The organism is Aminobacter sp. BA135 (assembly GCF_050859125.1).
Taxonomy (GTDB): Bacteria; Pseudomonadota; Alphaproteobacteria; order Rhizobiales; family Rhizobiaceae; genus Aminobacter; species Aminobacter ciceronei.
This window is the reverse complement of record NZ_CP139572.1, coordinates 5315546-5328007: the sequence shown is the minus strand read 5'-3', so window position 1 is coordinate 5328007 and position 12462 is coordinate 5315546. Positions and strand designations below refer to the sequence as shown.

Below are 12462 nucleotides of genomic sequence, written 5' to 3'. Positions count from 1 at the left end.
CTTCTATTCCTGATCAGGGTGCCACCGTTACCGACAGATGCGCACTTCTGCTGCTTTATGTTGCCATCGTCCAGACTCCCCCTTCTGACCCGACCACACCCATCTGGAACACCACGCTCCGGGCCAAGGCCTGCCCTCCAGTCGGCGTTCACACGACTGAGCCTTCAGGCGGCGAGCCAGACGTTCTGCAGATCCATTTGAAACGTCGGGTGAATTGCGTAGTTCTGGACCTTTTTGTTCATGTGACCGAAGAGGCTTTGCCAGAACGGCTGGATGATCACTCCGGAGTCCTGCAACACGTCCTCGATGTCCTTCATAAACTCTTTGCGCTTGGCAGCGTCACTCACGGAGAAGGCCTTTTTGAGCTTGGCATCGAAGTCCGGGTTTGCGTAAGCGGTCTCATTCCAAGCCTCGCCAGTGCGATAGGCCAGCGCTAGGACCTGAACCCCGAGCGGCCGCATGTACCAAACGGTCAACGAATAGGGATACTTTGACCAGTCGTTCCAGAAAGTCGAACCCGGAAGCACCGTGCGCTTGACCTTGATGCCGGCCTCTCGAAGCTGCGCCGCAATGGCGTCACCGGTGTTCTTCTGCCAGTCTTCGTCGATCGAAATCAGCTCGTGCTCGAAGTCGGCATTTCCGGATTCAGCAATGAGTTTCCTCGCGCCCTCTACGTCCCGGCTCTTTTTTGGCAGAGCATAATATTCCGGATGAATTGGGCAGACGTGATGGTTTTCGCCGACCGTTCCCCGCCCTGCATAGCCGAGTTGAAGGACAGTGTTGTTATCGACCGCCATCTGCAGCGCGTTTCGGACCTTCTTGTCGTCATATGGTTTGTGGGCGGTGTTGGTGCGGCACACCAGCGTCGTTGCGGTGGCGACTTCCGATTTGAACACGTCCATCTTGTCCAGGATGTCGATGAAGTCTGCCGGCGTCTCCATATTGACGTCGATCTCACCGGAGTCGAAGGCAGCCACCGTTGCCTGGAAGTCGGTCCCATAGTCGATGAATTGCACGCCATCCAGCAGAGCTTCGCCGCCCCACCACTTGCCATCCTGCCGGCGTTTGACTTCAGCCTTGCTGCCGACCGAGTAGGATGCCAGTTCGAATGCACCCGTCCCGATCGGTTTAGTGACTGGGTCGGCGCCGCCGGCATCGAAACTGGGGTGGACGATCAGCCCGGGATAGTCGGTGAAATTCGCGATGATGGCGATGTCGGGCTCGCTTAACTCGAGTTTGACGGTATGGTCATCGACCTTGACGATCGCTCCATCTCTCGCCTTGCCGTTCTTGGCATCGATAAGACCCCCGACACGAGCCGCCATCGAGTTGCCCGAGACGCCCTTCTCGCACCACCGGGTGATATTGAAGATTACGTCATCGGCGTTGAATGTATCGCCGTTGTTCCAGGTGACGCCCTTCCGGACGTGGAAGACATACTCCGTCGCGTCCGCATTGATCTCCCAGCTTTCCAGCAGAACAGGCTCGAACGTGAACTCATGTGTGTAACGGACAAGCGGCTCCAGCCAGCCACGAGAAATGTTGGCAAGTTCCACCCAGTCATAGGTACGCGGGTCTTTCTGCGCCTTGACGGGCATTGAAACGCGTAGAATTCCGCCCTTCTTCGGTTCAGCGGCGCGCACGGATTGGGGCAATGCTACGCCGATCAGGCTATAGGCCATCGCAGCCGAGGCGCCGAATGTACTCGCAAACGCAAGGAACTCACGCCGGTCCATCGTGCCTGCTTTGACCTCGCTCGCCATTTTTTCGATGGAAGCCGGAACGCGATCGCCATTGCTTCTAAAAAACCCCATATTTCTTCTTCCTATTTTGTTCCCGGTCCATTCGTCAGGGCGCCTGGTGGAGGCGCCTAGGCAAGGCTTGGCGAAATTTCCTCCTGGCGTTTGGCGACAAACGCATCGAGTTCCTCGCGCACGGCGGGGTCCATCGGCGGCTGCTCGTAGCTCGCGATGATTGCTTTCGCCTTCTCCCTGCAGCGCTGTGCCATGTCCTTGGAGCCTTTGACCTTCCACTGCTCGTAGCTTAGGTAGTCGAGGATTCTCCGGCGCGATGAACGCATCCTTGAAGCGCTTGAGCGTGAAGGAGTCTCCGAGATAGTGGCCGCCGGGGCCAATGCGGCGCACAGCTTCGAGCGCATCCTCGAAATATTCGAATGATATGCCCCGGGCGTATTTCTCGATGAGCAGGTTCTGTTCAGCATCGGCGACGAATTTCGCCATGCAGCACACCAGACCGGCTTCATCCCAGCCGCCGGCATGCATCATAAGGTTCGAGCAGGCGCTGGCGCCGGACATGTAGGCAATGGCTGATTCATAACCGGACTGGGCATCGAAGGTTTTGGCGGAGGATTGAGACGCAGTGGTTCGCCACGGCACGTTGTAGCGCCTTGCCAGTTGTCCGATGACGGCGTTGATCAGAGTGACTTCCGGCATGCCGGACATGGGGGCGCCGCTGCGCATCGACACCGAGACGGAATATTGACCGTAGATCATCTTGGCGCCTGGCGCGGCAAGCTGAGTATAGGCCAGAGCGGCGAGCGCCTCCGCATTCAACTGGGCGATCGTGGCGGGGATGTCGGCGGGAGTGTTGGCGGCACCGAGCACGAATGGAGACAGCAGCACGACCTGGTTTGCGTCGACGAAGGCGCGAAGGCCTTCCAGCATGGTCGAATCCCAGACAAGCGGCGAGTTGCCCGACACGTGACCGATCATCACCGCATTCTGATCCATAAATGCCTTGCCGTGCACGATCTGGCCCATGGCGATCGAGTCGTCGGCACGCTGCTTTCCGGTCGTCAGACCGAAGAAAGGCATGTTGGTTTCCACCAGGCTCGAATGATTGATGTGCAGATGGCGCCATGGCACGGCGATGTCGGTCGGCTCGCAAGTGAACCCGCCGGCGATATGGAAACCGGGCAGCATCTGGGTCAGCCGGTTCATGTTCCGGAGATCCTCGATCGTGGATGCGCGCCGCACGCCCTGAAGATCGCGAATATTTGGCGCACCCTGCATGACGCCGAAAGTCATTGTGTCTGGCGCGATCTCGAAACGCTGTGACGGATCGCGAGACGTCATTTCAAAACGGGGAGGGGCTTTGGAGATGAGGTCCATCACCATGTCGCCCTCAAGGCGAACACGGTGTTCACGGACATCCGCACCGGCTTCTTTCCACTGCCTGATTGCCGTCTCGTCTCTGAATTCGATCCCGATCTCGCGCAGGATAGCCAGGGAAGCCTGGTGGATGCGCTCAAGCTGCTCGGCAGTGACCGCCTCTACCGGCCGGATGCCGTACTTGATGGTTGACACACGTGGCTTTCTTTCAGCCTCCCGTGCTGCAACGACCGAAGAGCGGCCTCCGCGGCGTCGGTTTACGGGAACGTCAGTGTCCATTCAGAGCCTCACCCGCGACAGCGGAACGACCGGCATCCCGCATTAAACACTCGTGGCTCCGCCGTCTAAGAAGGCGTGCCTGACTTGTTCTAATGATGATAGGTGCCGGCAATTGGCCTGAGAAGGGGCAAAAGGTTTCGCCAGACTTAAACCCACTTTATGTTCAGGTCCGTCGGGCGAAGGCTTTGGCGGTCCAAGCACTCCAATGGTCGCCACGAGAACTGCAGAACCTATGGACATCGTTCCGTTATTCCTCTCGTGCCGTTCGGGACCTGGCGCTGCCCGAGGCCGACGATCCCTTGCCGCAGGCGACCTGTCAGCGTAAAAATTGAACGCTCCTACGAGCGGCTTTGAGCTTGACATGAAGCAGGTCTATGTCGGGCAGCAATCTTTTCCGCCTGTCAAAGCACGGGAGAGCTGGAATAAGAGCGGCTGATTGCAGTAGAGGTCCGCGACCAGACCTGAGAATTGAACTATCTGACAAGGAAGTAGCATTCAGATCGCGATTGCGGTGGTTGCTGACGCAGCTGGCGTGCCCTCAATTTGCAAATAGCCGGTTGGACGGACAATCGAAGATCCGCCCCGTGCATGGGTTACAATCGACGCCGGAGCGTTCTATGACGACTTGCGGCTGTTTTTAAAGGTGTCCTTGGGCACAATGTGAACAAGATGAAAGGTCATCGACATGACTTTGCCCGATCAGTTCAAGCGCACTGTAGTCATTGCAGTGGATTTACAAAATGACTGCATCGAACCGGATGGGGCATGGCCGATCTACAATCGAGAAGAGCTTCTGCGGAGTGCCAAGACAGCTCTCGATGCATGCCGTGCAGCCGGGCTACCCATTGTCTATACACAGAATTGGTATGACCCCAGAGGGGTAGACGCGCTATGTCACGAGGCTTTGGACGGCGGGCGCCCATCACATAGCGTCGGGCAGGCTGCTGAGATTCACGTCGACCTGAAACCGGAATCTAGCGACATCCTTGTACGAAAGCAGCGTCCCAGCGCATTCTACAACACGAATTTGGAGATTTTGCTGCGCCGTTTGAATGCGGACCATCTTATAATGTTCGGAGCCTGGAGCGAGGTTTGTTTGGAAACGACGGTGTGGGACGCGATTTCGCGCGACTACCGCATCACGATTGTCAAGGATGCCTGTGGCACCGCGACTGAACTCATGCATATGACGGCCATGCTTGACTTGGCCAACTGGCTGTACGCTGGCTCGGTGATCACCGCGGACAACCTCAAGAGGGCTCTGGAGGGTATGCCACACAAGGCCTGGCGCTTCGATAGGCCGGCTGCATTTGCTTACACGCTGGAGAACGTTAAATCGCTCTACAACTCCCTTTGACTCTCCAACTATATAGACGGCCTCTCAATTGGAAGCCTTCGAAGCAGGCCATATCGCGATGCCAACCGCCAGCCCGGTCAGCCGATCTGGGGGGAGAGGCTGTGAGGCTTGATATCAATCAGGTCTATACCAGACGCCATCCTTTCAGTCTACGAGACATCCGGAATATGGTTTATTCGAATAGAGTTAGGCGACGTTGGTTTTGAAACGCTGGCGATCAGCGTTTCAAAGAACTGGTATGAACTAGAATGGGTTCGCGTGCCGCGCCAAGCTGGGTCGGAGATAGGAATCGAGTAGCAATATCGACAACGGGTTGACCGGAGTAGATCAATTTGGAACACAACACAGAGGCGTCGATGTCTAATGTTATGCCTGCGCCGTTCGCGCGAAGTTTGTATTACAACATGGCGCGCATCAGGCAGTTTGAGGACCGGGTTGTCACCCTGGTAGATGACAACGAGATCGCCGGCGTATGTCACGAGTACAGCGGGCAAGAGGCGGTTGCGGTTGGTATTTGCGGCGCACTCACGACCTCAGACATCGTCACAAGTACCCATCGAGGGCATGGCCACACACTGGCGAAGGGCGGCGACGTTGGCAGAATGTTTGCTGAGTTGCTCGCGCGAACGGGCGGATACAATAAGGGTCGTGGCGGCTCCATGCACATTGCTGACGTCGGGCTTGGAATATTCGGGGCCAATGGTATCGTCGGCGCTGGAGCCCCTATAGCCTGTGGTGCGGCTCACAAATTCAAAGCTGCTCGCGAAAACCGCGTTGCTGTTTCATTCTTCGGCGACGGAGCAATCAATCAAGGGGTCCTCCACGAGGCGATGAACCTCGCGGCGATTTGGGATCTTCCTGTCATTTTCGTCTGCGAGAACAATCAGTACGCGATCTCGACGCCTCTCAAGGAAGTCACGATCCTAGACCCTTACGTTCGCGCGCAATCCTACGGAATGCCTGGTGTGTGTGTCGATGGCATGGACGTCGAAGCCGTTTATCACGCTGCTCTCACTGCTACGGAACGCGCTCGGACCGGCAAAGGCCCAACGTTCATTGAGTGTCAGACTTATCGCTACTTTGGGCATTATACAGGCGAGCGTCACATGAAGATGAACTATCGATCTCAAGAGGAACTCGATCGCTGGAAGTTGCGGGACCCTATTAAGATTTGGGCAGCGCGTACGATGGAAAGTGGCTTGTGCGCTCAAGAAGACATCGATGCTATCGATGCCGAGGTCAACATTGAGATCGACCGGGGTGTCGAGTTCGCTAGGAGCAGCCCTCCGCCGAACCCGGCCGAGGCTCTCGATTGCATGTATGCCGTGCCGTATCCGAACACTCCGGCATGGGGAGTAGAGCCGTGAGACAGCTGAGATTTCTTCAGGCCATGAACGAAGCCTACCATCAGGCTATGGGGGCAGATGAGAGTGTCATGATCATCGGGGAGGACATTCGAGGCGGAATTCGCGGTGAGACGAAAGGCCTGCATGGCGCTTTCGGCGATCTCCGCGTACTCGACACGCCCATTTCCGAGGCAGCGTTCACCGGCTTCGCTACGGGGGCGGCTTTGGCCGGCTTGCGCCCAATCGTTCAGTTCCAAGTTCCCTCACTAATTTACGTCGCGTTCGACCAGCTAGTCAATCAAGCGGCGAAGATGCGATTGATGTTAGGAGGTCAAGCAAATCTTCCAATCACTTACACGCTTATGGTGTCTGGATCGCGGGGTGGAAACGCGGGCCAGCACTCAGACAATCCCTATCCGTACCTCCTACACGCTGGCTTCAAGGTTGTTTGCCCTTCGAATGCCTATGACGCCAAGGGGCTCATGATCCAGGCGATCCGAGAAGACGACCCGGTCGTTTTCATTGCATCAGCCATGTCGCTTCCGCAAAGGGGTCCGGTGCCGGAGGAAATCTATGCCGTCCCTTTCGGTTGCGGTGACGTTAAGCGTGAAGGCTCCGATGTCACAGTCATTGCTATCGGGCATTTAGTGCCCGAGGCTCTAGCAGTCGCTGAGCGCCTCTCTCAGGAGAAAAACATCAGCGTCGAAGTGTGGGATCCTCGGACTCTCTTGCCGCTTGACAGGGAAGGGCTGTTGAAGTCCGTCAAGAAAACTGGCCGCGTCGTAATTTACGACGACACGAACCGTACTTGTGGGTTCGCCGCCGAGTTGAGCGCAATCATAGGGGAGCTGGCGTTTTCATCTCTCAAGGCCCCGATCAAGCGTGTCACGCGAGCTGACGTTCCCATGCCATTCAATCTTGCGCTCGAAGCTGCTGTTCTGCCGAAGCCGCAGCAACTGGAAGAAGCGATCTTATCCGTAAGGAGCTATGCTCATGTTTGAAGTTCGTATCCCGAAGATGGGTGCATCGACGGTCGAGGTTGATCTTACGAAGTGGTATGTTTCGGTCGGCACCTCGGTCGTTCCAGGTCAGATTCTGGCCGAAGTGGAGTCGGAAAAAACCAACATTGAGATAGAGGCGGAAACCGCGGGTGTGGTTGCCGAGATCCTTGTTGATGAAGGGTCAGTGACGGAAGTCGGAACCGTCATCTGTCGCATCAACACCGAGCAGTAGAAAGTTCGTTACTCATCCCGATTGAACTTCAGAACCTCCGAGGCCCGATTTAAGTGCCACCCTGGCTGCTTACGTCTGCATACCCATTGGATAGGTGTTCGGAGTCAACTGCACGCTGCTCTAGGGACTACCATGACGCAAGACAAGCGCTTCGAAGGTAAGACGGTTTTGATTACTGGTGGAGCTCGAGGTCAAGGTGCGGCGGAAGCCGTCCAGATCGCATCGGAGGGAGGGCGGGTTGTTATCGGCGACATCCTAGACGAGCAGGGCAAACAACTCGCAGCGACTGTCGGCGAAAAAGCGTCATACGTGCATCTCGACGTCACTAGCGAGCAAGACTGGCGAAGCCTGATCCGCTGCCTGGAGGAGAAGGGGACGGGGCTTCACGGTCTCGTCAACAACGCGGCAATTTATGAACCCTTGCCAATGAGGGATACGAGCGTCGCGCTGTTGGAAAAGCACTTCCGTGTGAATCAGTTGGGTTGCTTCCTCGGTATGCGGGAAGTTTCACCTCTCATCGAGGCATCCGGCGGTGGCGCAATAGTCAACATCTCGTCTGTCGCCGGGATGCGCGGAAGCCGAACTTGTATGGCCTATTCCGCGACGAAATGGGCCCTTCGAGGGATGACAAAATGCGCGGCCCTAGAGCTTGCGCCAGCAGGAGTCCGCGTCAATTCTATCCACCCGGGGTGGGTGGATACCGAGATGCTGCTCGCCGAGGATCCGTCCGACAGAGAGCGTCAGTACGCGCTCATTCCGCTCAAGCGGGCCGGCACGGTCGACGAGGTAGCCGACCTCGTTCTCTTCCTGCTCTCGAACGAGAGCCGCTACATTACCGGGGCGGAGATCGCGATCGACGGCGGACTGTTGCTGTGAGCATTTGAGCCTTCTTAGCCCAACATGCGTTCAGCTCGAAGATTTTTGGACTTCGTGCCCAACCAGAGCAGCCCGAACCCGCAAACCGCTAGCCGGCAGATACCTCAAAAGCCACAGTAGAGCCGATGCCTATCAACGTCAGAATGCCTGCCTTCGCTTCCGATATGGGAGCGGCCACCATAGTAAAATGGATGTTCAACGAAGGGGACGACATAAAGGCCGGAGATGTTTTGGCTCAAGTATCAAGCGGTAGCAATACAGGTGAGATCAAGGCCGCTGCCGGCGGTACCTTGGAGAGGATTGTGGTTCCGGAAGGCGCTAACGGTCTAAAAGTCAGGGACTTGGTCGCCGTTCTTGCCATCAAGACTGAAGCTGGTTCGGTTGCCGCAGCCCCGGGGCAACGGTCCGGCGCACCTGGAGAACCTGTTCCTGCAGCGTTGTCTGGAAGCAACGGTGTCTCGGACGACGCTGTTCTTAAGCTGTTTGAGGACGGATCGTATGAACGCGTACCTAACGACGGGATGCGAAGGACGATTGCACGTCGTCTGGTGACCTCCAAGCAAACCATTCCGCATTTCTATGTCGCAGTGGATTGCGAGATCGATCAGCTTCTGGGACTGCGCTCCCGATTCAACGATGCGGCGCCCAGGGCCGCGGACGGACTGCCGGTCTACAAGTTGTCGGTCAATGACATGGTGATAAGGGCCTTGGCGCTTGCGCTGCGTGACGTTCCGGACGCAAATGTCTCCTGGACCGAGAGCGCTATCCTTAAACACCAGCACGTCGACATAGGGGTAGCAGTCTCGATCGCAGGCGGTCTGATCACGCCGATTATACGCAAGGCTGAACAGAAAACCCTTCAAGTCATTTCCGCCGAGATGAAGGACCTCGGCAAACGCGCGAGAGATCGCAAGCTAAAGCCTGAAGAGTATGAAGGCGGCACGACATCGATCTCAAACATGGGCATGATGGGGGTCAAAGAGTTCGCTGCCGTGATCAATCCCCCCCATGCTACGATTCTCGCAGTCGGTGCGGGCAGACAGCAGGTAGTCGTCAAGAGCGGTTCAATGGCCATCGCAACGGTGATGAGTGTTACACTTTCCATCGACCATCGCTGTGTGGACGGCGTGCTCGGAGCAAAGCTGCTGCAGATATTTAAGAGCTATATTGAAAATCCTATGAGCATGGTCGCCTGAGCAATGAGGGTCTTCCAAGTTTAGCAACTAAACGCTTGCGGTTTATGGCCGGCGAAGGTATGGCGCCGGGACTGTCTCAGGTTAGCACTGCTGCACAGTCGCCTTCTGTTGTTTGACTGTGGTTTCGCCAGCCATAAGAACTCCATTTGCGATCTGACCTGCCGTTTACATCGCTGTTCGTATTCGCAATCTTGCGCGTGCACGGCTGGATATAAGCTGGGTTTAAGGCCAGCGAAACCTTTTGCGCATTCTCAGGACAATTGCTGGCGCCTATCATCGCACGACAGTTGGGCAGGCTTCCTACACGGGTTATTTCTGCGGCAGAATGTTGATCCCCTGTCTCACCGTACTGGACAATGTCATTCCGTATCCGTGTCGCGGGGGTCGTTTTAGTGATGGTAACCGGCAAAGTGGCGCGGACTCGCAAAAGCAACAACGGGCGTCCCCGGGGTCGTGGTCGTGGCCAATTTATTGGGGCGACGCCAAAATTGAAACTTGGATCAAAGGCAGCATGGATTATCTGAAGAAATTCGACCTGTCCGGCAAGCGCGCAATTGTAACCGGCGGGGGGCGCGGTATCGGGCTCGAAATCGCTCACGCTCTCGGCCAAGCGGGCGCGGCAATTGTCATCGCGGACTTGGACGCGGATGGCGCTGCTGCCGCTGCAGCGGAACTCTCATCATGCGGTGTCCGGGCAAGTTATCGCGCCATCGATGTGGCAAAACCGGATGCGGTTACGGCGCTCGCCGACGAACTGAATGCCGAACAGCCGATCGATGTCCTTATCAACAATGCCGGTATAGCCCGGATAGCCGAGGCCCTCGATACTTCCGACGCGGACTGGCTGGCAACGATGCGGGTCAATTCGGATGCTGCATTTTGGTGTGCGAGGGCCTTTGGCCGGCACATGATCGCCCGTCGCTGGGGCAACATCGTGAACATCGGATCCATGTGTGGCATGATCGTGACGCAGCCACAGAACAACACCGCCTATATTACCAGCAAGGGCGCCATTCACATGATGACGAAGTCGCTGGCCTGTGCCTGGGCAAAGCATAATGTGCGGGTAAATGCGGTAGCTCCAGGATATGTGGCCACAGAGATGACAGTTTCCCCACAAATCGGAACCTCCTTTCAATATGACCGATGGCTAGAGCAGACTCCGCTAGGAAGAATGGGCGAGTCGCATGAAGTTGCATCTGCAGTTCTGTTTCTTGCCAGCCCTGCATCAAGCTATTGCACGGGAGCTATCCTGTCCGTTGATGGTGGCTATACATGCATGTGAGCGACGGACGATCCATTGGAAGTGAACTACTGCGACAGCCTCTCCCAGTAAGAATGTCACTTTAGATTCAAGATAAGCGTTTCGATTTGGGTGAGTGGATTTGGTGCAGGTGCGTTAGGTACGGAGCCACCTAAGAGCTTAAAATCGCAGCGTGAAGGATAACGTGGACTTTCAGGTTTTTAGAGAGAGATCTCTTTGGGGAAAAATGGGCCATCGCCTGCTATTTGGCCCACTAACCGCGCCGCTGATCCGCCTTACGAACCTGGGCATACGGCAGGTACCTCAAGAGGTGATCGAAGCCATGCGCGCCTTCGGCGCTACCGAGCGTCAGCTTCTGTGGAAGGCTCAGCTGCCGCTTGCGCTACCCACCATCATGGCCGGCATCAACCAGACGCTGATGATGTCGCTGTCGATGGTAGTCATCGGTTCGATGATCGCTGTTGGAGGACTGGGCCAGACGGTGCTGCGCGGCATTGGCCGTCTTGATGTGGGCTTGGCGACAGTTGGAGGCCTGGGCATCGTCGCGCTGGCCATCGTGCTGGATCGCTTCACGCATTCGCTGTCGACACAGAAGCGCAGGCCGGGCGAGCTCTGGCGTCAAGGTCCGGTGGGACTCCTCAGGGCCGTGACCTTAACAACTAGTCACAGAACAAGTATCTTGAGGACCTCAAGGATCCCGAGAAGGCCAAGCTCTTCGACATCGACGGGAATGGAAAGGCAGATCTCTATGGTTGCGAACCGGGGTGGGGCTGCGAACGCGTGATCGAGCATCAACTCGACGCCTATGGCCTGCGTGATACCGTCGAGGAAAAGCAAGGCGGCTCTATTTTGCCATCATTCCTGACGCGATCGAACGCATCAAGGCTGGCAAGCCGACTCTATACTATACTTGGACGCCGCTGTGGGTCTCTGCCATTCTCCGCCCCGGCAAGGAAGTTGTCTGGCTCAACGTGAAGAACACCTCTCTTCCTGATGGGGAGACCGGCAACACAGTTGTTGAGGGACTCGGGAATCTCGGCTTCCCCGTGAACGACCAGAAGATCATCGCCAACACGACTTGGCTGAAAGCCAACCCGAAAGCCAAGAAATTCTTTGAGCTCGTGCAGATCCCGATTGCGGACGTCAACGCGGAAAATCAAAAGGTTGCCGATGGTGAAAAGAGCAACGAGCAGATCATGAAACACGCCACCGATTGGATCGCCGCTCACCACGCTGATTGGGAAAAGTGGATCGCTGAAGCCAAGGCTGCCAAGTGAGGCTCTGAGGTTTAGAATCGGCCGGCGGCATCCGCCGGCCGCGCGGTCGCGGGAAGAAGACCCGCAGGTTGGCCAGATCAGATGAAGTCGTGGAGCCCGGAGGATGCGTGACGATCCTGCGCAATCGCAGAATCCTGATCTCCTGTGTGAGATTTATCGCCAAACGACTGAGAGGTGCACCCAGATTAGGCTGATGGCAAGTCGATGCCACTCAAGGCTCGATGACGCGGCCAGCCTCACCCCGATCGATGACATGACGGCGCTTGGCGTGTTGGCCGTGGCCTTTTTTTGATGCGATCCACGTGAAACCAAGTTGAGTCCGCGCGAAAGGCGTCAATTCGGGAAGACGAAAGGCTATCGAGCGTGCCGTTCGATATGAATGGGCTTTATGCCAGTCGCGAACTTTTCCCTCTGCGACTCTCCCGCCTCGTCGTCTATTCCAGGTGGAAGGAGGACGGCGCTCGCAACTCGGTCGTCGGTTCCCTTCGAGGAACCCAGGTATC

The 12462-nt window shown here is 56.6% G+C and carries 10 protein-coding genes and 2 pseudogenes; 10 read left to right on the top strand and 2 right to left on the bottom strand.

Translation table 11 applies throughout. The features are described 5' to 3' along the window. Positions 1-164 precede the first annotated feature (164 nt). Together SLT36_RS25895 and SLT36_RS25890 are read right to left on the bottom strand one after the other, a co-directional pair. Positions 165-1814 (bottom strand): ABC transporter substrate-binding protein, encoded by a 1650-nt coding sequence (locus SLT36_RS25895; RefSeq protein ID WP_432288490.1) that lies wholly within the window; start codon positions 1812-1814, stop codon positions 165-167. Between the two features lie 306 nt (positions 1815-2120). After that, a pseudogene (locus SLT36_RS25890) lies at positions 2121-3410 on the bottom strand (trimethylamine methyltransferase family protein); the annotation flags it as partial. A gap of 685 nt (positions 3411-4095) precedes the next feature. Here SLT36_RS25890 and SLT36_RS25885 point away from each other — a divergent pair. From SLT36_RS25885 to SLT36_RS25840, 10 genes and pseudogenes are all read left to right on the top strand, one after another. Then, positions 4096-4767: a cysteine hydrolase family protein gene (locus SLT36_RS25885; protein ID WP_432284926.1), complete on the top strand. Its 672-nt coding sequence runs from the start codon at positions 4096-4098 to the stop codon at positions 4765-4767. A gap of 332 nt (positions 4768-5099) precedes the next feature. Next, positions 5100-6134 carry a thiamine pyrophosphate-dependent dehydrogenase E1 component subunit alpha gene (locus tag SLT36_RS25880; RefSeq protein WP_432284925.1) on the top strand — a complete coding sequence of 345 codons (1035 nt, stop codon included), beginning with the start codon at positions 5100-5102 and terminating at the stop codon, positions 6132-6134. A gap of 23 nt (positions 6135-6157) precedes the next feature. Next, complete coding sequence (locus SLT36_RS25875) at positions 6158-7114, top strand: alpha-ketoacid dehydrogenase subunit beta (protein WP_432284924.1); 957 nt, start codon at positions 6158-6160, stop codon at positions 7112-7114. Next, positions 7107-7346, top strand: a complete 240-nt coding sequence (locus SLT36_RS25870; protein WP_292326269.1) for a biotin/lipoyl-containing protein — start codon at positions 7107-7109, stop codon at positions 7344-7346. Before SLT36_RS25875 ends, SLT36_RS25870 begins: the two co-directional genes overlap by 8 nt. 132 nt (positions 7347-7478) lie before the next feature. Continuing rightward, the gene (locus SLT36_RS25865) at positions 7479-8222 is read left to right on the top strand and encodes an SDR family NAD(P)-dependent oxidoreductase (RefSeq protein ID WP_432284923.1); all 744 of its coding nucleotides are present in this window, start codon (positions 7479-7481) and stop codon (positions 8220-8222) included. Between the two features lie 125 nt (positions 8223-8347). Then, positions 8348-9418: a 2-oxo acid dehydrogenase subunit E2 gene (locus SLT36_RS25860; protein ID WP_432284922.1), complete on the top strand. Its 1071-nt coding sequence runs from the start codon at positions 8348-8350 to the stop codon at positions 9416-9418. Between the two features lie 511 nt (positions 9419-9929). Next, positions 9930-10703 carry an SDR family NAD(P)-dependent oxidoreductase gene (locus SLT36_RS25855; protein ID WP_432284921.1) on the top strand — a complete coding sequence of 258 codons (774 nt, stop codon included), beginning with the start codon at positions 9930-9932 and terminating at the stop codon, positions 10701-10703. 241 nt (positions 10704-10944) lie between these two features. Beyond that, positions 10945-11466: pseudogene (locus SLT36_RS25850) on the top strand (ABC transporter permease); the annotation flags it as partial. Further along, positions 11403-11657 (top strand): glycine betaine ABC transporter substrate-binding protein, encoded by a 255-nt coding sequence (locus tag SLT36_RS25845; RefSeq protein ID WP_432288488.1) that lies wholly within the window; start codon positions 11403-11405, stop codon positions 11655-11657. The pseudogene SLT36_RS25850 and the gene SLT36_RS25845, both read left to right, overlap by 64 nt. After that, positions 11540-11959 carry a glycine betaine ABC transporter substrate-binding protein gene (locus SLT36_RS25840; RefSeq protein ID WP_432288486.1) on the top strand — a complete coding sequence of 140 codons (420 nt, stop codon included), beginning with the start codon at positions 11540-11542 and terminating at the stop codon, positions 11957-11959. The genes SLT36_RS25845 and SLT36_RS25840 overlap by 118 nt, the downstream gene beginning before the upstream one ends. Positions 11960-12462: the final 503 nt, after the last annotated feature.